This window comes from Rhodococcus sp. IEGM 1366, from assembly GCF_033142425.1.
Lineage (GTDB): Bacteria > Actinomycetota > Actinomycetes > Mycobacteriales > Mycobacteriaceae > Rhodococcus_F > Rhodococcus_F globerula.
In genome coordinates, this window is record NZ_JAWLRZ010000001.1 from 659,062 (window position 1) to 684,238 (window position 25,177).

Here is a 25,177-nt window from a genome sequence, read left to right on the forward strand (position 1 = left end):
ATCAGGCGGTGATCATGTCTTCCTGGTTCCAGAATGCACGCATCGACAGGATCTTTCCGTCGTCGTCGAAGGTCATGACGTCGATGGGTGCGATGGTCAGGGTCTGCTCGCCGAGCTTGGTGATCAGCGAGAAGTGGAATGCCGCTTCGTTTCCGGCGATGCGGAGGGTCTGAAGGTGAGCTTCCTGGTCGAAATTCTCGATCACGGAGTAGAACTCGAGAATGGACTCGCGGGTGGTGCGCACGTCGGAACCAACCGGGTCTTCAACCGTTGCACCCTCGGCATACAGGGCCACAACCTGGGCGGCAGTGCCCGTGGCAACTGTCTCGATGTAGGCGTCGACGGTCTTGCGGATTACCTCTGCGGACGGTGCCATGGTCTACCCCTCGTAGTTAGAACAGGTTCTAATTCTGAGGATAACCTACGTCTCTGATCCACGGGTCAGGTTTCGAGCACCTTACGCAGGCGAGCCTTCTTCCGGTTCTCCCGCACGATCCAGACGACATCGGCGTCGTCCGACGCCTCCAGGGAGACGAATGCCGGCAGGGCATTCTCCGGATCCGCCGCGACCGCGACGCTCCAGCAGTATCCGAGCGCCTGCCGGAGAGTACGTGTGTCGGCGTCACGACGGGAATCAGCTGGTTGCGAGACGATCCACTCGGTAGCGTCTCGGCACACCCGGACGGCCAGCACAGCGTTGGTCTTGTCCTTCAGCAGCCGCGGCTCGCAGATCCCGGCAGCCGCTGCGCGCAGCGTCAATGGATGGGCGGAACGTGCCCACTGCTCGATGATCGCCCGCAACAATTCCGGATCCGTGTCACCCATCGCCTGAACAGCCATCGCGGCAGCTTCACGTGCACGCCACGACGCACTGGTGGTTGCCTCCGTCAGACTGTCCAGAACAGCCTTGTCGCGCGAACGAACAAGGATGAATCCGAGCCCGACGATCCCACAGCAGCGGATGTATTCGTCTTCGGACTCCACCGCCTGCAGGATGTCGTCGCTGTCGGCGCCGCGCGCGAACTCGAGCATGAGCGCGAGGTTCGCGCGCGGGCCGGGCAATCCTGAACGCTCCTGCAGATAACTCCACAGTTCATCGCCGTCCAGATCCGCGAACGTCATGGGAGTCCTTTCGTCGGTACACCCAATCCTGTCAGCCCGGATCTACACGCGCAGCATTTCCGATCAGTGAGCAGGGAGGAGGGACGTCTCCTGCGCCGCGCCGTCTTCTGCGCCGATCTGGACGATGTTTCGCGGCAGGAACACAGCTGCGATCGCGCCGAGAACTGCTGCAGCAGCGCCGATCAGGAACGCGATACGCATGCCCTCGTCGGTGTAGAACACAGCGCCCTCCATCGCCATCGCGATGTGCGAGTTCAAGACCGTGAAGGCGATGACGGGAAGCACTGCGGGGAAGATGCTCTGGAAGACCGCGACCATGCTCGCCGTGGTCGCCTGCAACTGCGGCGGCACTGCTTCGATGAGCAGGTTCGGAATCGACGCGTAGCCCATACCCATACCGACGCCGAAGATTCCGGCAAAGATGATGAGCAGCGGCTTGTTGTCGTGGATGGTCGCTGTCAAGGTGAACCCGACCGCCATGAGGGTCATGCCGATGATCATCAGCAGACGAGGTCGGATGTTGCGGCCAACGAGGAAGCCGACGATCAAGCCACCGACCACTACCATGCCGCCCAGAGGCGCCTGGAAGATCGCGAATCCTTCTGCCGTGACGCCGAATCCGTATCCCAATCCGAGGACTGCTGGGGTCATCACCATCATCGGTAGCAGAATCGTGAATACGCCCGAAGCGCCGTAGCAGAACCCTGCGCCGACGGCAGTGAGCATCACCGAACGCTTACCGAAGTAGCGCAGGTCGATCAGCGGCTCACGGATGGCGCGAGCAGAGGCCACCCACGCGATCAGTAGCGCGACGCCGCCGATCAGATAAGCCAGCGTCGAACCACTCGTCCAGCCCCAGGTCGGACCGAAGCTGACGCCGATCAGAATTCCTGCGATACCCGATCCGAGGAGCGCCGCACCGATCAGATCGACCGACGAGCGTAGTCGCACAGCAGATTCCGCCGTCGAAGCGAAGATCATGCCGCCAAGGATTATCAACCCGACGAAGAAGAACCAGAAGATGCTCCGGAAACCGTGGTTGTCGATCAACCAACCCGTGAGGAACGGCGCCGGAATAGCGATCAGACCCATACCGGAAGTTGCGATACTGACTGCCAGCGCAACAGTTTTCGGCGGAAACACATCTCGAATAAGGGAGTAGCTCAAGAACAAGCACGGAACGAGCAGACCCGTCAGCGCCCGGCCCAGAATCAGGACGGCATAGCTCGGCGCGATCGCCGAGATGAAGGATCCGACTGCTGCACCCGCAACCGCCAGGAGCAGGATTTTTCGCTTGCCGTACATGTCTGCGAGCTTGCCGAGCAGTGGCGACGCGACCGCACCCAGCAGCAGGAACGACGTCAGCAGCCAGGCTCCCTGCGTCGTTTGATAGTGCACCGAAATTGCGGGCAACGCCGTGGAAATCATCATGTAGCTCACTGCCAGCATTTCCAGGAGTAGAACGATTGACGCCAGCGAGAACACCAGTCGCGGAGTCCACCGCTCCGGTATCGATGTCGGTTCGGACAGACTGGGAGACGAACCGGAGCTGTGGACATCAGACGCCATGGCTGGAGATCCTTTCGGGAAATCTGCGAATTCGATTGACCCCCTGTCGAATACAGCCAACCGGGGGCCTTGCTGGGATGTGCGGTGAACGACAGCTACCGATCTCGGTAACGTGTTACCTGCATCACAGCCCTCGCGTCGAACGCGCGCTACGCCATGTTCCGCGGAGCGGGACAATCAGGACAACGACTGAACGGCCCCCAGATACGACTGTGCGCCGTTTCGGTAGCGGTAACTACCAAAACGGCGCACGTGCGCGAAGCGCCTACAGAACTATGTTCACCATCTTGCCGGGCACGACGATCACCTTGCGGGGCGCATTGCCCTCGAGCAGGGCAACGATCTTCTCGTCGGCCAGCGCGATCTCCTCGACAGCCTTGCGATCGGCGTCGGCCGGGACGCTGATGCGGCTACGCACCTTGCCGTTGACCTGGATCGGGTACTCGACGGTGTCCTCGACGAGCCACTTCTCCTCGACAGCCGGGAAGGGCCCGTGCGCAAGGGATTCCGTGTGACCGAGGCGTGACCACAGCTCTTCTGCCAGGTGCGGTGCCAGGGGAGCGAGCATCAGCACCAGCGGTTCGACGGCGGAGCGCGGAGCGCCGCCGGGGAAGGCCTTGGTGAGGTGGTTGTTGTACTCGATCAGCTTGGCGGCCGCAGTGTTGTCGCGCAGTGCGGTGTAATCCTCGCTGACACCGGCGATTGCCTTGTTGAGTGCACGAAGCGTCTCTTCGCCCGGGGCGTCGTCGGTGACGCGGGGCTTGCCGGTCTCCTCGTCGATGACAACACGCCACACGCGCTGCAGGAAGCGCGAAGCACCGACGACGTCCTTGGTCGCCCAGGGACGCGAGGTGTCCAGCGGACCCATCGACATCTCGTACACACGGAGCGTGTCCGCACCGAATTCGGCGCAGATCTCGTCCGGCGCAACGGCATTCTTCAGGCTCTTGCCCATCTTGCCGTACTCACGGTTGACCTCGGCGCCGTCGTAGAAGTACTTGCCGTCCTTCTCGACGACCTCTTCGGCGGGCACGTAGACGCCGCGGGCATCCGTGTACGCAAAGGCCTGGATGTAGCCCTGGTTGTACAGGCGACGGTACGGCTCGCTCGAGGACACGTAGCCCAGGTCGAAGAGCACCTTGTGCCAGAACCGCGAGTACAGCAGGTGCAGCACCGCGTGCTCGACGCCGCCGACGTAGAGGTCGACTCCACCGGGATCGTTGGGGCCGTGCAGCTCCGGACGCGGGCCCGTCCAGTAGGCCTCGTTCTGCGGATCGCAGAACGTGTCCTGGTTGGTGGGGTCGATGTAGCGCAGCTGGTACCACGAGCTACCGGCCCACTGCGGCATGACGTTGGTGTCGCGGTGGTAGGTCTGCAGGCCGTCGCCGAGGTCGAGTTCGACGTTGACCCAGTCGGTTGCCTTGTTCAGCGGGGGAGAGGGCTCTGAGTTGGCGTCGTCCGGATCGAAGGACACGGGTGCGTAGTCCTCGACCTCCGGAAGAACCACCGGCAGAGCCGAATCCGGTAGAGCATGCGCGTTTCCGGCAGCGTCGTACACGATCGGGAAAGGCTCGCCCCAGTAACGCTGACGCGCGAAGAGCCAGTCGCGCAGCTTGTACTGGATGGTGCCCTTGCCGTGACCGGACTCCTCGAGCTTGCTGATGACGGTGGCCTTGGCCTCAGCCACGTCCAGACCGTCGAGGTAGTCGGAATTCACCAGAGCGCCGTCACCGGAGTACGCGGCCTCCGAAACATCGCCGCCGGCAATAACTTCGAGAATATCGAGACCGAAAGCGTTGGCGAACTCCCAGTCACGGTGATCGTGTCCCGGAACAGCCATGATCGCGCCGGTACCGTAGCCGGTCAGAACGTAATCGGCGATGAAGACCGGGACCTTGTGGCCGTTGACGGGGTTGATCGCGTAGGAACCGAGGAAGACGCCGGTCTTCTCCTTGTTTTCCTGACGCTCCAGGTCCGTCTTGGCAGCGATCGACTTACGGTATGCCGCAACAGCTTCCGCAGGAGTGGTGGCGCCACCGGTCCAGCGTGCGTCGACGCCTTCCGGCCATTCGTCGGCAACAAGCTTGTCGACCAGATCGTGCTCGGGAGCCAGCGTCACGTACGTGGCACCGAACAACGTGTCGGGGCGCGTCGTGAATACGTCGATGCCGTATTCACCTGCCGCAAAGGTAACTTCGGCGCCGTACGAGCGGCCGATCCAGTTGCGCTGCATGGCCTTGACCTTGTCCGGCCAATCCAGGTATTCGAGATCGTCGACCAGGCGGTCGGAGTACGCGGTGATGCGCATCATCCACTGCTGGAGGTGCTTGCGGAAGACGGGGAAGTTGCCGCGGTCGCTACGACCGTCGGCAGTGACCTCTTCGTTGGCCAGAACGGTTCCCAGACCGGGGCACCAGTTCACCATCGAATCGGACTGGTAGACAAGGCGGTACGAGTCCACAACCTTGGCCTTCTCGGCCACGGTCAGAGAAGCCCAGTCGCGGCCGTCGTCGACAGTGCGCTCACCGGACTCGAACTCGGCTTCCAGCTCCGAGATACGACGGGCCTTGCCGGCCGCCTTGTCGTACCACGCGCCGTGGATCTGCAGGAAGATCCACTGCGTCCAGTGATAGAAGTCGACATCCGTCGTCGCCAGGCTACGACGCTCGTCATGGCCCAGGCCCAGGCGTCGGAGCTGACGCTTCATGTTGGCGATGTTCGCTTCGGTGGTCGTGCGCGGGTGGGTACCCGTCTGCACGGCGTACTGCTCGGCCGGCAGACCGAAGGCGTCGTAGCCGAGGGTGTGCAGGACGTTGCGGCCGTGCATGCGATGGAAGCGCGCAAAGACGTCGGTGGCGATGTAGCCGAGCGGGTGGCCGACGTGCAGACCCGAACCCGAGGGGTACGGGAACATGTCCTGAACGAACAGCTTGTCGGCGGGCACGCCGTCGGGGGAGGAGAGCGGACCGACCGGATTGGGCGCGTTGAACGTGCCCTCCTCGCTCCAGCGGTCCTGCCAGCGCTGCTCGATCTGGCCGGCAAGCTCCGCGGTGTAGCGGTGCTGCGGGGTGGCGTCGACTGGTGAATCGGGGGACTGCGGAGACTCGGTCACTGTGGTCGCTATCTACTTGGCTGCCGTTGAATACCGTTAACCAGGGTAGAGCCTGCGCCACCCGGGCATACCATCAACTCCACTCGCGCCTATCCTGTATGGGTGATCGTTGTTGCTGTAGTGCTGTTCGTGCTCGCTCTTGCCGTTGGTGGAGTCGCTGTTGCCGGACTGATCGGCAAGCTTCCGCGTAACCGCTGGGCGGGTATCAGGACCCCGGATACGTTGCGAAGCGAAGAATCGTTTGCGCTCGCCAACAAGGTGGCAGGCCCGACGATGGCCGCTGCGGCAGGCCTCCTCGTTCTCGGTGGCATCGGCGCGTTGACGATGAGCACCGCCATGGGCCTCGCCATCGCTCTTGTCGCCGTGGTGGGCGCAGTGTTCACCGCTGGTTTCGGCGGCAGCATCGGCGCCCGAGCGGCCGCAGCCCTGCCCGAGCAGAGCGGTTGCGGCAACGACTGCAACTGCGGACACACCGAAGAACCCGCGGCCGAAACCCCCGAAGCCAAGGCAAATGCCGCCGACTGCGGCACCGGCTCCTGCGGTGCCTGCTCGCTCAAGGATGCTTGCCAGCCGACTCATTGATTCACGTGAAACATCGTGTAATCGATCCCGCCGGGGCATTCTTCGGTCTCCTTGTCCCCGTGCTGTGCGCGCTCGGTGGCGTTGTACTCACAACACTGTGGGACCCCCGGCTCCCCGACAAGATCGCCACGCACTGGTCCATGACGTCGGCCGACGGCTTTGCGACACCCACGACCAGCGCGTGGACGTTTGCTCTGCTGACCATTCTGTTCGGCGCCGGACTCTCGGCAATCGCAGCTCTCGCGCCCGCAATGCTGATGATGCGTCGATTCATGATCGTCCTCGGCCTGATCGTGGTGGGCATCATCACCGGTGGCCAGGTCGCATCGCTTCACGCTCAACTCGACGTGGTCGACCCGTCGTCCGTTCCCGCGCCCATCGGAGCCCTCGCGGCCGGAGCGCTCGGAGGATGCGTCGTCGGCCTGTTCGGAGCGTCGTTGCTACGCGACTATCGCCAGCGCACCGCGGCGACGGAAGCTCCGAACCGCACTCTGCCCCGAAGCGACGCTGCACTGCCCATCACCGACGACGTCGGGTTTTCCACCAAGGGTTCCGTGATCTTCGGACTGATCATGGCGGCGCCCGGAATCATCCTCGGCTTGGTCAGCTCCGTCTGGTTCTTGGCACTGTTCCTCGTGCTTGCCGTGTTCTGCGTGACCCTCGTTCGCTTCCGCGTTGTTGTCGACACCACCGAGATCAAGGTGTTCAACATGGGCATGCCTGCCATGACCTACGGCGTCGACGAGGTTGTCGGTGCCAAGGTCGCGGAGATCAAACCATTTGCGGATTTCGGCGGCTGGGGACTCAAGAGCAAGGGGCGTCGCAACTACGGCATCGTCACGCGCACCGGCCCCGCGGTCGTCATTACTTTTGCGGGCGGCGACAAGCTCACCGTCACCACCCCGAAAGCCGACGACATAGCCGGCGCATTGAACAGCCTCGCCGACGCCCGGAGCAGTTAATCGATCGCGCTCGTCCCGATCGCTTCCTTCGTCTTCTCGAGATAGCCACACGCGGCACTGCGGGCTCTGTTGACATCTCGGTCCTCGATGGCTGCCGCGACTCCTCGGTGATGCAGCGACGTCAATGACGGCGGGTGCACACCTTCCGTCACGTTGTAGGTGGCTCGAACGGTTTCGAGGATGCCGGCAAACAATTCCTTCAGAACCGGATTGTGTGCGGCCTCGACAACCGCGATGTGGAAGCCGAGATCGACCTCGACAAAATCGTCCCCGGCGTGGTCTCGCTTCTCCGCCAGCTCACGCAGAATCCGGACGTCCTCGTCCGTGCGCCGCTCGCACGCCAATCGGACCGCCTCGACCTCGAGCGCCCGACGCACCTCGAAGACGTACGTCATCTCTTCGACCGCGGCGTGGCGGCCCAGCAGACCGCCGATATCCGTCCGCGCCCGGACGAAGGTGCCCGATCCCCGCCTGATCTCGAGCACCCCGGTGGATGTCAGGGTCTTGATTGCCTCTCGGACAGTGTTCCGCCCGACGCCCAGGACGCTCATCAGCTCCGGCTCAGTCGGGATGCGATTGCCGACGGTCCACGAACCGTCCGCGATCTGCGCACGCATCCACTCGAGGGATTGTTCGTACGCCGATTCCTTGCGAACCACTGTCATCTGCCCATCCTCACAGCTTTTGCGCCATTCGCGCCATTCGTTCCGCTCCCTTACGATACGTAGGACGACCCATGTATTTGAGGAGGGGCTTCCCACGTCCACGACAGCACTCACCGCGCAAACCGCAACCCGCCGGACCAATCGACACTTCTACGGTGTCGGCTACGTCCTCACCGTGATCCTGCTCGGCGCGAACATGCCCACCTCCGTCTACGGGCTCTACCGCAGCGAGTTCGGATTCACGCCCACAATCCAGACGCTCATCTACGGCGTCTACGTCGCTGGGTTGGTGCCGGCGCTGCTGTTCTTCGGCCCACTCTCCGACTTTCTCGGCCGACGCGCCGTGCTCCTGATGTCACTGGCTTTGAGCGTCGCCGGAACGCTTGTCCTCGCTTTTGCCGACGCCACCGTCTGGCTGTTTCTCGGTCGGATCGCACAAGGAATTGCGGTGGGCGCAGTCAGCGCGGCCGGTAGCGCTGCGCTCGTTGAACAGGAGCCGACGTTCGATCACCGGCGCGCAGCTCTCGTCTCCACTGTGACGGGTGCGCTCGGGGGCGCGCTGGGACCGCTCGTCTCGGGCGCAATTGCGCAATACCTGCCCCAACCGCTGCGCCTGCCGTACCTGATTTTCCTTGTCGCGTTTGTTCCCGCCCTCATCGTTCTGTTGCTGCTACCGCGCGGCACAAGGACCGCTCGCCCGAAGAGCCTGTTCCAGATTCCCCGCGTTCCCGCGGTAATCCAGCAAACGTTCTGGCTCAGTTCACTTGCTGTCGCACTCTCCTGGGGAGCGGTCGGCCTGTTCCAATCCGTAGTCCCGTCGTGGATGACCAGCTTGCTCGGGATCAACAATCTTCTACTTGCCGGCGGCGCTGCCGCACTGGTCATGATCTGCTCCGTGATCGCTCAACTCGGTGGCAGCCGGATGGACCCCCGCGCGTCCACGATCGTCGGTCTCGGAATTCTGGCTCTCGGGATGATCGGGTTGCTTGTCGTCGATATCGTTCCGAGCCTCGCACTGCTGAGCGTTGTCACCATTGTGGTCGGCGCCGGGCACGGATTGGTGTTTGCCGGCGGCATGAAACGAGTCAACGCCGCGGCGCGAGCACACGCCCGCGAAAGCCACGGCGCGATCCTCGCGGCGTTCTTTACCGTCAGTTACGCGGGGTTGGCGATACCGTCCATTCTCGCGGGCATCGCCATCACCGTCCAAGGGATGCAGACCGCGATAATCGAACTGTCGATCATCGGAGCAGTCTTGTGCCTGGTCATGATGACCTTCAACGCCCGCGCAGCACGTCGTTATCCTTAGCCAGGTGAAGTTTCTCAGCAGGTTCTACATCGACGGGTTCATCCTCGGCATCATCATCGCCGCAGTGCTCGGAAGTGTGTTCCCGGTATCGGGCACCGCTGAGACAGTGCTCGACTGGGCCACCAAGATCGCCATCGGCTTCCTGTTCCTGCTCTACGGCGCCCGCCTCTCGCCGCAGGAAGCCTGGAAGGGCGTCAAACACTGGCGGCTGCACAGCGTCGTGTTGGCGTCGACGTTTATCCTGTTCCCCTTGATCGGCCTGGCACTGCGATTCCTGTCGCCGACGCTGATCAGCGACGAGCTGTACACCGGCATCCTCTACATGTGCCTGGTTCCGTCGACGGTTCAGTCGTCGATCGCCTTCACGTCAATTGCCAAGGGAAACGTTGCGGGCGCGATCGTCAGTGCGTCGTTCTCCAACCTGATCGGCGTCTTCATCACCCCGCTGCTGGTGGTTCTACTGATGAACACCACCGGCGAGGCAACGGTCGATTTCTCGGCGATCCTCGACATCGTCGTGCAGTTGCTGATCCCGTTCATCATTGGCCAGCTGATCCGGCCACTGGTAATCGGCTGGCTTCAAAAGTACGCAGAGCCAACAAAGTTCGTCGACCGCGGGTCCATCCTTCTGGTTGTCTTTGCCGCCTTCAGCGAGAGCATGAAGGAAGGCATCTGGAGCACGATCACGATCTGGCAGATCCTGATCCTGGTGGCGGTGTGCTGCGTGATCCTCGCGGTGGTGCTTGCGGTGACAACCTTCGCGGGGCGCAGGCTCGGCTTCGATCTAGCCGATCAGATCGTCATCATCTTCTGCGGATCGAAGAAATCCTTGGCGACGGGCCTGCCGATGGCGGCTGTCCTGTTCGCGGGTCAACCTGTCGGCCTGATCGTGTTGCCGCTGATGATCTTCCATCAAATCCAGCTGATCGTGTGTGCCGCGCTGGCGCAACGCTTCGCGAACCGGGATCCCATCAGAGTTGGTTAGATCAGTTCCGCTCAACCTCGATGGGATGAGTGGCCAGCATGGCCAGCGGCAAGGGCTGGCGTCGTAGCACCCGGGCCCACACATCGATCCGCGACGGCGTCACAACGTCCGACGGCAAGGAAGCGGTCACCATCCAGTCGTCACGCTCGAGTTCCGAATCAAGCTGCCCAACAGTCCAACCCGAATACCCGGCAAAGATGCGAATTCCCTCGACCAGCGGAGCAATCACGTTGGGATCGGAATCCAGATCCACCATCACCACCTTGCCGTCGACGCGCCGCAAACCCGCGACACCGTCGATGATTGCCCCGTTGCGCGCGGTGCCGAGACACAGTGCGGAATCGCGTTTCACCGGCCCGCCGACGTAGAGGGCCGACGGATTGGCGGCCAGTGGCGCCCACTGCGGAAGGACGTTCTGCACAGTCGTCTCGCTCGGCCGATTGATCACGACCCCAAGACTTCCCGCGTCGTTGTGTTCGATCATGTAGATGACGGTGCGACGGAACGCAGGTTCAACGAGGTCGGTGGACGACACCAACAAGCTGCCCGGCCCAACCACGGGTTCGATCCAGGCCATACGGTCTTCGGGTTCTTCTGCGTGCGACACACCTACATCATCTCACTCCAAGCCCGCCATTCCCGCGAGCAAGGCGAGGTGCCGCTCGAAAAGCTCGGCCGGTTCGGTGAAGGTGTCCGATCCGTACTGCCCGAACACCTCGAAGTTCACAGAACCGAACAGCGACACCCACACCAAGGTTCCGCGGGTGATTGCCTCGGGCCGCAATTCGACGCCCATCTCCGCGCGCACACGTTCCAGATCCGCCTTCAAGGGTTCACCGACTGCTGCGTCGGGGAACGATGTGAGGGCACCCGCCCGATGCGCGCTGTCGACTATTGCGATCAGCCTGGTGACCACCCGCGTGCCCGGCCCGGTGGTTTGCTCACCCGGTGCGTTGTAGCCGGGCACCGGACTGCCGAACAGCAGTCCGTATCTAGCGGGTTCGCGTATCGCCCAGGCCCGCACGGCTCGGCCCAACGCCAAAAACTGCCCCCGATAATCTTCTGCCGCAACAGCATCCACTGCAGCATCCACTTCGGCGCCCAGCTCGGTGTAAGCATCCACGACAAGAAGGGTGAGCAGTTCGTCGCGGCTGGCCACATACCGGTAGACCGCCGAGGATACGACGCCCAGATCTCGCGCCACCGCGCGAAGCGACAGAGCCGCAGCGCCGACCGCTGCCAGATGCTCGCGGCCGATCCGGGTGATGTCTTGCAAGGTCTGTTCACGCGCGCGTTCGCGGGGGGTGCCGGCCATGGACACAGCTTGCCTCAATTCCGAGAGCAGAGCCAACAAACGAGAGCAGCGCCAATAAAAGAGAGCAGTGCTCTTGACATTGCACACCATGAGGCGCATCCTAGAAAACGAGAGCAGTGCTCTCCAACCCACGAACCTCAGGTAGGAGACATCATGTCGAACCTCGAAATCGTCACCGGCGCAGGACCAGTCGGATCCACCGTGGCGCTACAACTCGCCGAGCAGGGGATCAACGTCCGTCTCCTGACCAGATCCGGAAGCGGACCTACGCACCCACGGATCGAGCGTCGACGCGTCGATGTGTCGGATCGAGACGCACTGCGCGCCGCCGCCGACGGCGCCACCGCGATCTACCACTGCATTCATGCCGCCTACAACGCCGCGGACTGGGAACGCGAACTCCCCGCGGCAGAAAAAGTCATCCTCGACGTCGCAGCCTCGTTGAATGCCGTTGTGGTGTTCCCCGAAAGCCTCTACGCGTACAACTCCGACACCGTGATGACGGAATCCGACCCCCGCAACGTCAGCGGCGGTAAGCGCGGAGTGCGCGCGATGCTACTGCGCACCCGCGAAGCCTCTGCCACACCCACCGTCAGCGTGGTGGCGTCGGACTTCTTCGGCCCCTACGTGCGCACAGCTCACGCCGGCGAACGCATGGCTCCGAAAGTGATGGCAGGAAAGAAGATTCGGGTAATCGGATCGGCAGATCAGCCACACTCCTTCACGTACGTACCCGATCTTGCGGCAGCGATGATCGCCGCGGCACACAACCCGGAACTGTGGAACTCCGTCCTGCACGCACCCACCGGACCCGCGCTCACCCAACGCACCATTGCCGAGGCGTTTGCCGACGCCGCAGGAGCCCCCGCCGCCAAGGTGGGCGTACTCCCGGCCTGGGTTCTCGATACCGTCGGCAAGGTACACACCGATACCCGCGAACTGGCAGAGATGAACTACCAGTTCACCAAGCCTTTCGTGATGGATTCGACTGCCAGCGAAGCCCTCCTCGGGCTGTCGCCGACGCCACTCGATCAGGCAGCGCGCGAAACTGTCGGCTGGTGGCGAGCAGAACAGGCCCGCACCGCGGCAGCCTGAAGAGCACGCACCTTTCCAATGAATGGGATTTGCGTTCCCACCCGGCCCACGAGCTCCCTAGTGTCCACGTCACACCGAGCGAAGCACTAGAGAGGTACTTATGCCCACGCTTCTACGAACAACCACTCTGCCCGTCGAGCCGGACCAGATCTGGTCTGTGATCAAAGGATTCGACGAACTCGCCTCGTGGCACCCGCGCGTCCCCCCTTCCGAAATGGAAGAAAGCGCAGACCCGACCACGCCAGGTGCTGTACGCCGATTCATCGTCGACGGCAATGTCGTAGCACGTGAAGAGTTGATCGAGCATGACAACAGCGGCCGAACGTACAGCTACGAGGTACTCGACCAACCGCTTCCGGTCAAGAACTACATTGCGCGCATCGAAGTAGTGCCGACGCCTGACGGCTGTGAAGTCAGGTGGACCGCCACTTACGACGGAGGCGACGAGATCATCCCCGTCGTGGAGAACGCCTTCGGCGACAACGTGTACCTGGTTGGCCTCGATGCACTGCGGGACCGGTTCGACGGTCGATAGTTCGGTTCCCGCTAGAGTTTCACTACATGACCCCAGCCTCGAACCGCCGCGAGGCTTGGTCCCGGACGCTCCACACTGTGCGGGAATCCCCGGGCCTCGGACGGTTGGCGCTTGTCCGCTTCTCGAGCCAGTTCGGCGACGGGTTGTTTCAGGCCGCGCTGGGCGGCGCGATCCTGTTCAACCCGGAACGCGAGACGGATCCCGTGGCGATTGCGGCGGGGTTTGCCGTACTGCTGCTGCCCTATTCGATCATCGGACCCTTTGCGGGTGCGCTCCTAGATCGCCTCGACCGGCGCCTCGTCCTGCTGTGGGCAAGTGTTCTGCGCGGTCTGCTGATCCTCACGACCGCTGTTCTGCTCGCCAGCGGGGGAGGGGACACGCCGCTGCTGTTGTGCGCATTGGCGGCTATCGGGGTCAGCCGATTTGTTGGCGCCGGAGTCTCGGCTGCACTCCCGAAAGTGGTTCGGCAATCCTGGTTGGTGGCCACCAATTCCGTTCTCACAACCGCAGGTTCAGTGGTGTCGGCCCTGGGCGCAACCGCGGCGGTGAGCATTATCGGGATTGTGGGTGCCGGTGATCGGGCGTCCGCAATCGCCGTGGCGTGCGCTGCCATCGGATCGGCGGTCGCAGCTGTGGCGGCAGCACGGTTTACCGCCAGATCACTTGGCCCCACCTCCTCGGAAAGAACCAACACGGGCGCTCTTCATTCCGTTCTGACGGGCCTGAAGACCGGAGCCACTGCCGTCTGGGAGGCTCCCGGTGTCACTACCACGATGATCGGAATCGGCTCGCACAGAATCTGTTTCGGCATCAACACACTGATCATGGTGCTGGTGCTTCGGGACACGTCCAACGGCTCGGCGCTCCCTGGTGGGATGGCGGGATTCGGTGTTGCCGTTGGCGCTACGGCCATCGGCATGCTGATCGCCGCACTGATCACACCGTTTGTGATTCCGCGGCTCGGTCGCTCGCGAACCGTCACCTACGCACTGACGGCCGCCGTGATCATCCAACTCGTTTTTGTCACCACACTGACGCAGGGATCACTCCTGATCGCCGCGTTCCTTCTCGGCGTTGCCGGTCAAACCGTGAAACTGGCCGGCGACGCGGCGATGCAGATCGACATCGACGACAACCGTCGTGGCCAGGTTTTCTCCTTGCAGGACACCGTGTTCAACGTCGCGTTCATCGGTGCGATCGCCGCCGCGTCGACGGTGATCGCACCCGACGGTAAGAGCGTCGGATTAGCCCTTGCCGGTGCGGGCGTCTACGCCGCCGGATTGTCGGCGGTGTTGATCAACCGCAAAAAGCGAGAAGGCTAGGACTGCTGGGCAGCCCACCACGTCAACAATTCGGCCTCGGCCTCGTCCCGGTCGAGGGGACCACGATCGAGACGCAACTCCTTGAGGAAGGTCCACGCCTTACCCACCTGGGGACCGGCAGGAATGTTCAACAGTTCCATGATGGCGTTGCCGTCGAGATCGGGACGCACCCGAGCGAGGTCTTCCTGCTCGGCGATACGGGCGATCCGCTCTTCGATGTCGTCGTAGGTGGCCTGCAACTGCGCGGCCCGACGCTTGTTGCGGGTGGTGCAGTCGGCGCGCACCAACTTGTGCAAGCGGGGGAGAAGTTCACCGGCATCTGTGACGTACCGGCGCACGGCAGAGTCCGTCCACTGCCCCTTGCCGTAACCGTGAAAACGCAAGTGCAGGAACACGAGCTGCGAGATGTCGTCCACCATCTGCTTGGAGAACTTGAGGGCACGCAAACGCTTGCGCACGAGCTTGGCACCGACAACCTCATGGTGATGGAAGCTGACGCCGCCGCCGGGCTCGTTACGCTTGGTGTCCGGCTTGCCGATATCGTGAAGCAGTGCGGCCCAACGTAATACGAGGTCCGGGTCGCCGTCCTCGAGGTCGATGGCCTGCTGCAGCACCGTTAGCGAGTGCTGGTAGACGTCCTTGTGCTGGTGATGCTCGTCGATCTCGAGCTTCATCTGCGGGATCTCGGGCAGCACGTAATCCGCCAAACCGGAATCGACCATGACGTTGATGCCGTCCAACGGGTACATGCCGAGCATGAGCTTGTTGAGCTCGGTCTGCACACGTTCGGCCGTGATCCGCTCGATCTGCGAAGCCATGTCCTTGATGGCGTCGAAAACGCGATTGTTCAACGTGAAACCAAGCTGAGATACGAACCGTGCCGCGCGCAGCATCCGCAGCGGATCGTCGTTGAACGAGTTCTCGGGAGCCGACGGCGTATCGAGTTCCCCGGCGAGCAGAGCGTCCATGCCGTTCAGCGGATCGACAAACGTGAACGAACCGTCGGCGCCTATCGCCATGGCCATGGCGTTGACCGTGAAATCACGCCGCACCAGATCGTCGGCAAGATTCTCGCCGTACCGGACTACCGGATTACGCGACACACGATCGTAGGCATCCGCCCGGAACGTCGTGATCTCGATCTCCTGGCCGTCCTTGATCGCGCTGATCGTGCCGAAATCGATCCCGGTATCCCACTGCTTGTCGACCCAGCCCTTGAGCAGAGCCTGCACCTTCTCGGGGCGCGCGTCCGTCGTGAAATCCAGATCACCGCTGAACCGGCCAAGGATTGTGTCGCGCACGCTGCCACCTACCAGGTACAGCTCGTGGCCGGCCGCTGCGAAGCGCTCACCCAGCGGGGTCAACACATCGGAGAGCGTGCGCAATGTGTCGGAAGCGTCGGCAAGGAGCCGTGCACGGCGATCGGCATCGGAGGTAGGGGCAGTCACGTCGATTGAGCTTACTTAAGGTGCGCAAATAGCAGAACGCGCATATCAACGCGAGCACCCGGTTTGCGCGGGTTACCGGCCAACCAGACGATGCCAACTAGTATCGATGGGGTGTCAGGTGCCGAACGAACGAACAGGAGCCGCCGCAACTCGCGGCGTCGTCCTGCCGTCGGCAATCCTGAACGATCCCCGATGCGTACAGTCCGCGAAACTTCGGCGGGCGGATTGGTCGTCGACGGCTGGGGCGGCCCGCCCGAACGCCTGTGTGCTGCACTGATCGGACGAACCGACCGCCGTGGTCGTCTGTTGTGGTCACTGCCCAAGGGACACATCGAGCAGGGCGAGACCGCCGAGCAGACGGCAATGCGTGAGGTCGAGGAAGAAACGGGCATTCAGGGAACCGTCCTCGCGCCACTCGGCAGCATCGACTACTGGTTTGTCACCGAGGGCCGACGCGTCCATAAAACGGTGCACCACTATCTCTTGAGATTCCTCGGCGGCGAACTGTCCGACGAAGACGTCGAGGTCACCGAAGTGGCCTGGGTACCGCTCGCGGAACTGCACTCACGCCTGGCGTACGCGGACGAACGAAAACTAGCCGAACTTGCCGCACAGATGATCGCCGAGATGCCCCACGCCCCCATGCTTCCGAAGGAACCGGACGCAGGATGAAAATGGCTCTACGGCGAGCGGGCATCGCCGCTCTGGTGATGGCCGCTGTCGGTGTGACGGGATCGCTCGGGGCGGGCCCGGCACACGCGCTCCCCGCCTCGCACGACAAACACGTTCAGGCACCACGCACCAGCACCGACGGCAAGTTCCTCGAGCTGTCCATCGAATCCACGACACCGACCACCGTCACGACAACCAGCACGCCCACCGTCGTGGTGAAGGGCACGGTCAAGAACGTCGGCGACCGCCCAGTCGAAGACGTCGGAGTGCGGTTGCAACGAGCGCCGGCCATCGACAATGCAGCCGACGTACGCGATGCCCTCGAATTCGACCAAGCCATCTTCGACACAGTCGGCGAGTTCGACACCGTCGCCACCAGCCTCGAGCGGGGCGAATCCAGGCCGTTCACCCTCTCGCTGCCACTGCGCAGCACTACCGGAACCTCACTCGAGATCTCCGAGCCCGGCGTCTACCCGATGCTTGTCAACGTCAACGGCACCCCCGAATACGGCGGCGCAGCCCGGCTCGACGACGCACGTTTCCTCCTCCCGGTTCTCGGCGTTCCCAGCGCGACCAACACAAGAACGTCAAGCACCTCGGCTACAGCCGTCGTCGCACCCGACACGTCCAACCCCGTCGGCGTGACGATGATGTGGCCGCTCGCTACCGCTCCCAGCCTGGTCGGCGGAATCCCCGGATCCGTCAATGACCCCGTTCGACTGATCAACGACAACCTCGCCACCGAACTCTCGGACGGCGGACGCCTCGACGCGCTTGTCGACGCCGTCGAAAATGCCACGAAACCCGAGATCGACGCCGACAACAAGGTGCGGGATTCGCTGTGCCTCGCCATCGACCCCGACCTCGTGATCACGGTCGACAACATGACCCGCGGTTATCTGGTCGTCGACAACGCGGCAGACCCCACCGGCGCAGCCCACGACGGTCGCGGACAGGATGCGGCGTCCAATTGGTTGTCGCGAATCAAGACCCTGGCAGCATCGATGTGTACGACGTCGGTTCCGTTTGCGCAGGCAGATCTCGCGGCAGTCGGTACCGTCGCCCATCCCGAACTGACGGCGACGGCCATCGACCGGCCGGCCGACATCGTCGACACCATTCTCGGCGTGACTTCGCTCCGCAATTTCGTGTGGCCGGATTCCGGAGTCCTCGATTCCGTCACCGTTGACACTCTGAGCACCAGGCCGACAACCACCCTCGTAGCGGCCTCGTCCGTGGATTCGAGCGAGGCACAACTGTCCTCGCGCATCACCGACACCGTCGACGCACTTGCCTTCGACACAGCGGCGGCCGCAGCTTTTGCCGCGACCGGATCCAACCCGTCGACGCCGTCGTACATCGACGAGGACACCGCGCCGCAACTCGAGACGGAATCGCGGGTTGCCCGGAGACAGGACGCACTCGGCGCGATGGCGTGGTCCGCGTTGACTCCCACCGCCGTGCCACGCAATCAGATTCTGGCGCCGCCGCAACTATGGAGCGCCGACGCGGAGGACGCCGGCGCGATGCTGTCGATGCTCGCCACGCTCATCCGCTCCGGCCTGGCGACACCACAGTCCCTTCCGGCGCTGCTCGGCACACAACCCGGCGCTACGGACACGGCAACTCTCGAATATCCGGAGCGGGCAACTCAGGACGGTCCGCAAACAGCGGTCATCGACACGGCACAGGCTCAACTGCCCCGAATCGATGCGCTCGAACTCTCACTCGTCGACGACCCGCAGGTTCTGCTCACGCCGCGCTCCTTCACCGCCCCGCTGCGTGAGGATCTGTTGCGCGCGATGAGTTCGGCCAATCGGCGCGATACCAGTATCTTGTCCGTCCGGAATGCCGAGCGTGCCGCAAGCATCCGCGCAGGCAACGTGACCACCAGCGTTAACGGCCTGTATCAAGCCGTCAGCGTCGTATCGCCGGGCGGCGTGTACACACTGGCGTCCGGTCAAAGCCCGCTGCTCCTCGTGGCCCGCAACGAACTGCCGATCGCCATCAACGTCAACCTGCGGGTGGACGCTCCGCCGGAGATGAAGATCAGTGACATCGGTCCCAAACAATTGCCGCCGCGCGGTAGCCGACAATTGACTGTGCCAGCGGAAATGAATGATTCCCGCAAGGTGGTCGTGAGCTTCTCGCTCACCACCACCGACGGGTTCCAATTGGGCAGCCCGACCAGCGTGACCGTACGGTCGAATGCATACGGTCGTCCGTTGGCCGCTGTGACAGCCACAGCAGGAGGATTGTTGTTGTTCTTGGCCGGACGACGGCTGTGGCATCGATATCGGGGTCAGCCCGACCCAGCTGATGAAGGGTACAAACGTTCATGACCGGGAATCCGCCTGAGGGCAAACGGTCCGCGATCACGCGCCGGAGCACCGCAACCGCGTCACATCCGCGCATGCCACCGTGGGAACGCGGGTACCCGATCCAGCCGGTCAACCCGGACGCACGTTTCGACGACTCACCCACCATGACCATTCCGGTCATCCGCGACTACCCGCGGTACCGGGAAGCGGAAATGGAGTTGGCGAACCGTCCCGTCTCCGAGTCCGGTGACGTAGACCCCGACTCGCATGTCCTGCCAGGAGACCGCAAGGAATCCAACTCCCGACTTCTCGCGGCGACGGGTTCCATCGCCATCGCGACGCTGACGAGCCGCATCACGGGATTCGCCAAGCAGCTGATGATCCTGATGGTTCTCGGTCCGGCCATCGCCAGTTCGTTCACAGTCGCCAGCCAGATCCCGAACATGATCGCGGAGCTGGTTCTCGGCGCAGTGTTGACCGCGATCGTCGTGCCGGTCCTTGTCCGCGCCGAACGCGAAGACAAAGACAAAGGCGAAGCCTTCATCCGACGCCTCTTCACGGCGTCCCTTGTCCTTCTCGGCATGGCCGCGCTCCTCGCGACCCTCGCCGCACCTGTGCTCACCAAATACGTCTTCCTGTCCGAAGACGGCAAGGTCAGCACCGACCTGACGACAGCTCTTTCATATCTGCTGCTGCCGGCGATCCTGTTCTACGGGCTGTCTGCGCTGTTCACGGCGTTCCTCAATACCCGTCAAGTCTTCAAACCCGGAGCCTGGGCGCCGGTCCTCAACAACATGGTCGTCCTCGTGGTACTCGTGATCTATCGCCTGACGCCAGGTGAGATCTCGCTGAATCCGGTCTCGATGGGTGACGCAAAACTGCTCACCCTCGGCATTGGCATCACCGTCGGCGTCATCGTGCAGGCTGCCAGCCTCATTCCCGCGCTACGACGCGAGAACATCTCCCTCAAGCCGCTGTGGGGTCTCGACGACCGCCTACGTCAGTTCGGCGGCATGGCCGTCGCCATCGTGTTGTACGTCCTGATCAGTCAGATCGGCATGATCTTCGCGACGCGCATTTCCTCGCACGCCGACGAAGCCGGCCCCGCGATCTACAGCCAGGCCTGGCTGCTGCTGCAGTTGCCGTACGGCGTCCTCGGTGTGACAGTTCTGACCGCGATCATGCCGCGCCTGAGCCGCAACGCCGCAGCCGACGACACCCCGGCCGTCGTCGACGATCTGTCGGTCGCCACGCGTCTGACCATGATCACGCTCGTTCCGATCATCATGTTCCTCACCTTCATGGGCCCCCAGGTCGGTGAAGCGCTCTACGGTTACGGCCGCTTCGGACCTGAACAGGCCGAACGTCTCGGCACCGCGGTGAGCTGGTCGGCATTCACGTTGATTCCGTACGCGCTGGTGCTGATCCAACTCCGCGTGTTCTACGCCCGCGAACAAGCCTGGACGCCGACGTGGATCGTTCTCGGAATCACCGCTGTGAAGATCGCCTTCTCCGCTCTCGTCCCACTGGTTGCATCCGACACCGATCAGGTCGTGATCCTGCTCGGTGCAGCCAACGGACTCGGCTACATCACCGGTGCGGTCATCGGCGGATACCTTCTGCACCGCAGCCTCGGCAACCTCCAGATGGCCAATGTCGGTAAGACCGTATGGTCCGTCGTCGTCGCCTCCCTGGCCGGTTCACTGACAATGATTGCCGTCGACCGGGTACTCGGATTCCACAAACTCACCGAGAACCTGGGCGGTCCCGGATCCTTCATTCGCGTAGCCGTCGGCGGCATTCTCATGCTCGCCATCACCTTCACGATCCTGTACTTCAAGAAGATCCCCGAAGTGCGCTCGGTAACGGTTGCGGTCTCCCGCAAGATTCGTTCTGTGTTGGGTCGCCCCGAACCAGCCTCGAAGTCCGCCACCGGTAATTCGGCGCAGCGCGACGACGATGCTGTAACCGAGCTGATCCCCGCCGTGCGAACGGAATCGAACCAGCACGAACGACCAGGTGCGCTGCCGTACCCTGGTCCTGGAACCACAAGGTCGCAACCCGCACAGACACGGGGATGGGCAACCGAAAGTGAAGGAGCGAGGGTGAGCGACGACAAGGTCTCCGACGACAAGAATGCCGGAACTTCTGCCGTGAAAGAGTCCACGTCGGCTGGGGCAGCGCCTACGGGTGCGCCGCGAGCAGAGGCTCCCCGGAAGCAAACACCACAGCAGCAAACACCACAGCAACAGGCGCCGCAGACACAGGCAATCAAGTCCGAGCCGCCCAAGGCTGTGCAGAACAAGGCTGTGCCGCAAAAGGCTGTTCCGAACAAGGCTGCGCCCCCCAACCCTGTGCCGCCCGCCGGATCTGCCAAGACGCCGCCCGCTGCACCCACCTCTACTTCCCGCCCCTCTCCCCGCGGACCGAAGCTCATTCCGGGTGCCTCCGTCGCCGGCGGTCGCTACCGTCTGCTCGCCCCGCACGGTGGCACTCGTGGACTGCAGTTCTGGGAAGCACTCGACGTCAAACTCGATCGCGAGGTAGCCCTGACGTTTGTCGACGCGGAACAGCGCGGCGACGACAACGCCCAGTCCGGTCCGCAGGCCGTGCTCTCCCGCACCTTGCGCCTTGGCCGGATCAACTCGCCGGGCCTGGCCCGGGTCCTCGACGTCGTCCGCGGCAGCTCGGGCGGCATCGTCGTCGCAGAGTGGACGCCTGGCCGATCACTGCGTGAAATGGCCGAGACGACGCCGTCGCCCATCGGCGCCGCACGCGCGATCCGCAGCCTCGCGGCCGCTGCCGAGGCAGCTCACCGCTCGGGTGGCGCGCTGTCCATCGATCATCCGGATCGGGTGCGCATCAGCATCAACGGCGACGCCGTACTCGCGTTCCCCGCAACGCTTGCCGACGCCGATTCCACCAGCGACGTTCGTGGTCTTGGCGCCATGCTCTACGCCCTCATCACGGCTCGGTGGCCGCTGGCAAAGCCGTCAGCCGGACCCGTCGGCGGGTTGCTCCCGGCCGGCCGCGACGCGTCCGGGAATCCCGTCGAGGTGCGAGGAATTCGTCCCGAGGTGCCGTTCGACATCTCGGCCGTTGCCACGCGCGCACTGCAAGCAGAGAGCGGAATCCGCACTGCCGCAACGGTGCAACACATTCTCGATCAGGCATCCGTCGTCAACGACAAGACGGAACTGATTCCCGCCCTGCGCCTCGGACATCGCGACCCCGGCAACTCCGGACACGCTCTGACGGATCCCGAGGCCATCGAAGCCGAGAAGAAGAAGTCGACGCGCATGCTCGCCGCGTTGACCGCGCTGGGCGTATTCACCGTCATCGTGCTGATCCTGCTCGGCGTGTGGGTTGCCAGCTTCCTCTCCGGGAGCAGTTCCAACACTCCCTTGAGTGAACAGAGCTTCGGCTTGACCTCGGAAGCTGCTGCACCCGAGGAAAGTTCGGCTCCCGCCGCCCCGCCGGTTGCCACGGCCCCTGTCGGTGCGTCGACGGTCGCGGTGTTCTCGCCGCAGGGCACCCCGGATCAGCCGGCTACGGCCAAGAACGCCATCGACGGAAACCCCACAACGGAGTGGTCGACGGACTCGTACTTCCAGCCGTTCCCGGCGCTGAAGAACGGCGTCGGCCTGATGGTCACGCTGGACGACGCCGCGACTCTGAAGAACGTTGCCATCACGTCCGATTCGCCGGGTAGCGTCGTTGAAATCCGTTCTGCCCCTTCTGCCGGAACAACTCTCGATCAGACGAAGCAAATCGGGACCGGAACATTGAAGAACGGTGTCACGGATATTCCGGTCACCACCGACAGCCCGAGTCAGTACGTTCTCATCTGGATTACCGAACTCAGCACGCAATCCGGACAAAACCAAACAGCCATCTCGGACATAACGTTCAACGCCGCTCGATAGCCCGTCCCTGACCCCTCCCGATGGCCCGCTCCTGGGTTAACATCCGCCGGTGCACACTTATCGGGGGGGCACCGGGGGCGAGGTAACGGATGTCGAATTACTGACAGCACATGTGGCGGGCGATCCACATGCTTTCCGTGAATTGCTGACCCGGCATCAGGATCATCTATGGCACGTCGCCCGGCGTACCAGCTATTCGGACGAGGACGCCAGTGACGCCTTGCAGGAAGGCTTGCTGTCTGCGCACCGCAACGCGTCCAAGTTCCGTCGCGATGCCGCTGTGCGAAGTTGGCTCCACGCGATAGTTGTCAATGTGTGGAATGCCAGGTCAGCAGCCTAAACGAGGCCTTCGGTACGCAGAGAGTACGCAGCAGATCCCAAAGCCTCACCGAGCAAGTCGCCAGCGGCCTTCCGTGTGCGATCCTCTGCCTTCGGCCACAGGTGGCTGTACGTGTTGAGCGTGACCGACGCCGAGCTGTGCCCGAGCGCTCGTTGCACGGTCACCACATCGCACCCGGCAGCGATCAAACCTGACGCGAAGTAGTGACGTAGAGAGTGCATCTTGAGGCTCGATATCCCGGCCGCGCTCTTGGCTTTCCGCCATCGTGTACCGACCATGTTCGTCTCCATCGGATTGTCATTCAGCCCCGGGAACATCCACCGCTGAGGATCGTCGCCAGGAACGTGCAAACGGATGTGTTCAGCTGCCATGTCGATCAACTCTTTCGGGGCCGACACCACACGTTCACTTCCGTACTTCGGAGGGCGTATCTCAACCACACCGCTCCGAATGCGTTGCGCTTGACGCTGCACCTGGATCTCTCGCCGCAGGAAATCGAAGTCACCGACCTGTAGTGCCGAGGCTTCACCCGAGCGGACGCCGGCGAAAGCGCACAGCGCAATGAACAGCTCGAAGTGCTCTTCGGCGGCGGCGACGAGACTGCCCACCTGCCCGCTGGTCGGTATCACCATTGCGGCCTCTGCGCGCCTCGTGCGGGGGAGTTTGACTCCTTGGCTGGGATCGGATGCCAGCGCCTTGTCGCGGATCGCAGCTTTGAGAATGGCGCGCACATTCATCATTCGAGACTTGATTGTCGTCGGCGCGAGCGGCTGTTCCTGCATCTTCTTGACCCACGTCTCGAAGTGGCTGGCACGCAGGTCCGACATTGCCACATTGCCGAATGGCACGGTGCGGTCTATCCGATCCATTTCGCGCCGTGTGTTGTGCACCCACACTTGTCGTGAGGCCCACTCCGCGTAGAAGCTTCGGAACGTGATCTGTCCGCGCGCGGGGTCAATGTAGTTGCCGGTGACCTGACTTGTGACGATGTTGTTGAGCCAGTTTTGGGCGTCTACCTTGCGATCGAATCGTTTGGTATGCTCGGAACTTTCATCATCGACATACCTTGCACGCCAACGCTTTCCGGTGCCGTGAAGTTTGGACTCGACCTTAGTTTCCTTATTGTCAACCTTGACGGTCTTCCACCACAGATCCTCGACGCCGGCGCGCCGGTTACGACGTGGACTCATCGAAGCTCTCCGGCGGGTTAAATGTCAGCTCGTCACCACCTGGGTCGACCGCCATTGAGACAATGCCGGAAAGCCTGTCCGCCTCGCCGACGTCATACAGGCTCGGCTTTTTGCCCGTCTCCAGATAGAGCAACTGCAAGCGTGCGAGATTCAGCGCCTCATAAGCCTCATGGCCTGCCCTGAGCCAGCCATATGACCACCTCACCACCTCTGACGTCGCACCTGCATCTCCAACCTCTTTCAAATGATCGGCAATCAGATCAGAGAGTTTGCGCAAATCCGACTCCCAGCGAGTGACTACTGGCACAAGATCTTTGCCACACGCCGCCGCCTCTCTACGCAATCCGTCGACCTTGTAGACGAGCTGACGCTCGGAGGCCCCCATCTCCGAAGTCATGGCGACCACAGTCGTATCCAGCACCTCGGCGATCACATGCGCCTCATTGAGCCGAATAGGACGTTGCCCTGCTTCGATTCTTTGAATCGTCTGCTGATGAAATGGCAAGCCCCACAAACCAATTCGGCGAGCCAGCTCCGTCTGATTGAGACCTCGCGCAGACCGCAGTTTGTACATTTGGCTCGCGAAGTTCAGCTCCCATGGCGTTACCGGTCGCGCCTCTGATTCGTCCGCGCTTTCACCCTTGGATGTCATGACCAGAGATTACAACGAATTGTAGATATGGGCTACGTGTCCTGTTGCGGATACC

At 62.8% G+C, this 25,177-nt stretch carries 20 protein-coding genes and 1 pseudogene; 11 read left to right on the forward strand and 10 right to left on the reverse strand.

Translation table 11 applies throughout. The annotated features are described in order from the left end of the window. Position 1: 1 nt before the first annotated feature. From R4P64_RS03245 to leuS, 4 genes are all read right to left on the reverse strand, one after another. The gene (locus R4P64_RS03245) at positions 2-376 is read right to left on the reverse strand and encodes a nuclear transport factor 2 family protein (RefSeq protein WP_317819242.1); all 375 of its coding nucleotides are present in this window, start codon (positions 374-376) and stop codon (positions 2-4) included. A 65-nt stretch (positions 377-441) separates the two neighbouring features. Continuing rightward, on the reverse strand, positions 442-1,122 hold the full coding sequence (locus tag R4P64_RS03250) for a HEAT repeat domain-containing protein (protein ID WP_317819244.1): 681 nt from the start codon (positions 1,120-1,122) through the stop codon (positions 442-444). Positions 1,123-1,185: 63 nt separating this feature from the next. Next, positions 1,186-2,691, reverse strand: coding sequence for an MFS transporter (locus tag R4P64_RS03255; protein WP_287160757.1), 1,506 nt, complete (start codon positions 2,689-2,691; stop codon positions 1,186-1,188). A 265-nt stretch (positions 2,692-2,956) separates the two neighbouring features. Beyond that, on the reverse strand, positions 2,957-5,803 hold the full coding sequence (gene leuS / locus R4P64_RS03260) for a leucine--tRNA ligase (protein WP_317819246.1): 2,847 nt from the start codon (positions 5,801-5,803) through the stop codon (positions 2,957-2,959). Positions 5,804-5,905: 102 nt separating this feature from the next. Here leuS and R4P64_RS03265 point away from each other — a divergent pair, with 102 nt between their 5' ends. After that, positions 5,906-6,385 (forward strand): SdpI family protein, encoded by a 480-nt coding sequence (locus R4P64_RS03265; protein ID WP_317819248.1) that lies wholly within the window; start codon positions 5,906-5,908, stop codon positions 6,383-6,385. 5 nt (positions 6,386-6,390) lie between these two features. Further along, positions 6,391-7,347: a DUF1648 domain-containing protein gene (locus R4P64_RS03270; protein WP_317819250.1), complete on the forward strand. Its 957-nt coding sequence runs from the start codon at positions 6,391-6,393 to the stop codon at positions 7,345-7,347. Here R4P64_RS03270 and R4P64_RS03275 read toward each other — a convergent pair. Continuing rightward, positions 7,344-8,012, reverse strand: a complete 669-nt coding sequence (locus R4P64_RS03275) for a FadR/GntR family transcriptional regulator (RefSeq protein WP_317819252.1) — start codon at positions 8,010-8,012, stop codon at positions 7,344-7,346. The two genes, R4P64_RS03270 and R4P64_RS03275, sit on opposite strands and share 4 nt — an antisense overlap. Before the next feature lie 175 nt (positions 8,013-8,187). Between R4P64_RS03275 and R4P64_RS03280 the strand changes: the two genes are divergently transcribed. Both R4P64_RS03280 and R4P64_RS03285 read left to right on the forward strand, forming a co-directional pair. Further along, entirely contained in the window at positions 8,188-9,321 is a 1,134-nt protein-coding gene (locus R4P64_RS03280) for an MFS transporter (protein WP_308191093.1), read from the forward strand. 4 nt (positions 9,322-9,325) lie between these two features. After that, positions 9,326-10,306 (forward strand): bile acid:sodium symporter family protein, encoded by a 981-nt coding sequence (locus tag R4P64_RS03285; protein ID WP_033235281.1) that lies wholly within the window; start codon positions 9,326-9,328, stop codon positions 10,304-10,306. 1 nt (position 10,307) lies between these two features. Here the strand turns inward: R4P64_RS03285 and R4P64_RS03290 are convergent, their stop codons facing one another. Beyond that, on the reverse strand, positions 10,308-10,913 hold the full coding sequence (locus R4P64_RS03290; RefSeq protein ID WP_116104206.1) for a YqgE/AlgH family protein: 606 nt from the start codon (positions 10,911-10,913) through the stop codon (positions 10,308-10,310). 12 nt (positions 10,914-10,925) lie between these two features. Beyond that, a complete protein-coding gene (locus R4P64_RS03295) occupies positions 10,926-11,621 on the reverse strand; it encodes a TetR/AcrR family transcriptional regulator (RefSeq protein ID WP_045066036.1) in 696 nt (231 codons plus the stop codon). A 153-nt stretch (positions 11,622-11,774) separates the two neighbouring features. Between R4P64_RS03295 and R4P64_RS03300 the strand changes: the two genes are divergently transcribed. From R4P64_RS03300 to R4P64_RS03310, 3 genes are all read left to right on the forward strand, one after another. Further along, the gene (locus tag R4P64_RS03300; protein WP_317819260.1) at positions 11,775-12,716 is read left to right on the forward strand and encodes an NAD-dependent epimerase/dehydratase family protein; all 942 of its coding nucleotides are present in this window, start codon (positions 11,775-11,777) and stop codon (positions 12,714-12,716) included. A gap of 100 nt (positions 12,717-12,816) precedes the next feature. Beyond that, a complete protein-coding gene (locus R4P64_RS03305) occupies positions 12,817-13,251 on the forward strand; it encodes an SRPBCC family protein (protein ID WP_033235285.1) in 435 nt (144 codons plus the stop codon). Between the two features lie 26 nt (positions 13,252-13,277). Further along, entirely contained in the window at positions 13,278-14,573 is a 1,296-nt protein-coding gene (locus tag R4P64_RS03310) for an MFS transporter (protein ID WP_317819261.1), read from the forward strand. Here the strand turns inward: R4P64_RS03310 and R4P64_RS03315 are convergent. Then, positions 14,570-16,021, reverse strand: coding sequence for a CCA tRNA nucleotidyltransferase (locus R4P64_RS03315; protein ID WP_317819262.1), 1,452 nt, complete (start codon positions 16,019-16,021; stop codon positions 14,570-14,572). The genes R4P64_RS03310 and R4P64_RS03315 overlap by 4 nt on opposite strands. A gap of 192 nt (positions 16,022-16,213) precedes the next feature. Here R4P64_RS03315 and R4P64_RS03320 point away from each other — a divergent pair, with 192 nt between their 5' ends. The 4 genes and pseudogenes from R4P64_RS03320 to R4P64_RS03335 all read left to right on the forward strand — a co-directional run. Next, positions 16,214-16,693: an NUDIX hydrolase gene (locus tag R4P64_RS03320; protein WP_080711774.1), complete on the forward strand. Its 480-nt coding sequence runs from the start codon at positions 16,214-16,216 to the stop codon at positions 16,691-16,693. A gap of 2 nt (positions 16,694-16,695) precedes the next feature. Then, positions 16,696-19,035, forward strand: a complete 2,340-nt coding sequence (locus R4P64_RS03325) for a DUF6049 family protein (RefSeq protein WP_410055762.1) — start codon at positions 16,696-16,698, stop codon at positions 19,033-19,035. Further along, positions 19,032-22,940, forward strand: coding sequence for a murein biosynthesis integral membrane protein MurJ (locus R4P64_RS03330; protein ID WP_317819263.1), 3,909 nt, complete (start codon positions 19,032-19,034; stop codon positions 22,938-22,940). Before R4P64_RS03325 ends, R4P64_RS03330 begins: the two co-directional genes overlap by 4 nt. Positions 22,941-22,989: 49 nt before the next feature. Beyond that, positions 22,990-23,253, forward strand: a pseudogene (locus tag R4P64_RS03335) (sigma factor); the annotation flags it as partial. A gap of 23 nt (positions 23,254-23,276) precedes the next feature. Here the strand turns inward: R4P64_RS03335 and R4P64_RS03340 are convergent. Then, positions 23,277-24,470 carry a tyrosine-type recombinase/integrase gene (locus tag R4P64_RS03340; protein WP_317819265.1) on the reverse strand — a complete coding sequence of 398 codons (1,194 nt, stop codon included), beginning with the start codon at positions 24,468-24,470 and terminating at the stop codon, positions 23,277-23,279. After that, on the reverse strand, positions 24,454-25,122 hold the full coding sequence (locus R4P64_RS03345; protein ID WP_317819266.1) for a helix-turn-helix transcriptional regulator: 669 nt from the start codon (positions 25,120-25,122) through the stop codon (positions 24,454-24,456). Before R4P64_RS03345 ends, R4P64_RS03340 begins: the two co-directional genes overlap by 17 nt. Positions 25,123-25,177 lie beyond the last annotated feature (55 nt).

Bases quoted from the DNA above. Each gene is read 5' to 3' on its own strand.
- R4P64_RS03255 (WP_287160757.1), bottom strand. From the start codon at position 2,691: ATGGCGTCTGATGTCCACAGCTCCGGTTCGTCTCCCAGTCTGTCCGAA.
- R4P64_RS03310 (WP_317819261.1), top strand. From the start codon at position 13,278: ATGACCCCAGCCTCGAACCGCCGCGAGGCTTGGTCCCGGACGCTCCAC.
- R4P64_RS03275 (WP_317819252.1), bottom strand. From the start codon at position 8,012: ATGACAGTGGTTCGCAAGGAATCGGCGTACGAACAATCCCTCGAGTGG.
- R4P64_RS03320 (WP_080711774.1), top strand. From the start codon at position 16,214: ATGCGTACAGTCCGCGAAACTTCGGCGGGCGGATTGGTCGTCGACGGC.
- R4P64_RS03250 (WP_317819244.1), bottom strand. From the start codon at position 1,122: ATGACGTTCGCGGATCTGGACGGCGATGAACTGTGGAGTTATCTGCAG.
- R4P64_RS03325 (WP_410055762.1), top strand. From the start codon at position 16,696: ATGGCTCTACGGCGAGCGGGCATCGCCGCTCTGGTGATGGCCGCTGTC.
- R4P64_RS03340 (WP_317819265.1), bottom strand. From the start codon at position 24,470: ATGAGTCCACGTCGTAACCGGCGCGCCGGCGTCGAGGATCTGTGGTGG.
- R4P64_RS03300 (WP_317819260.1), top strand. From the start codon at position 11,775: ATGTCGAACCTCGAAATCGTCACCGGCGCAGGACCAGTCGGATCCACC.
- R4P64_RS03245 (WP_317819242.1), bottom strand. From the start codon at position 376: ATGGCACCGTCCGCAGAGGTAATCCGCAAGACCGTCGACGCCTACATC.
- R4P64_RS03345 (WP_317819266.1), bottom strand. From the start codon at position 25,122: ATGACATCCAAGGGTGAAAGCGCGGACGAATCAGAGGCGCGACCGGTA.
- R4P64_RS03295 (WP_045066036.1), bottom strand. From the start codon at position 11,621: ATGGCCGGCACCCCCCGCGAACGCGCGCGTGAACAGACCTTGCAAGAC.
- R4P64_RS03330 (WP_317819263.1), top strand. From the start codon at position 19,032: ATGACCGGGAATCCGCCTGAGGGCAAACGGTCCGCGATCACGCGCCGG.
- R4P64_RS03305 (WP_033235285.1), top strand. From the start codon at position 12,817: ATGCCCACGCTTCTACGAACAACCACTCTGCCCGTCGAGCCGGACCAG.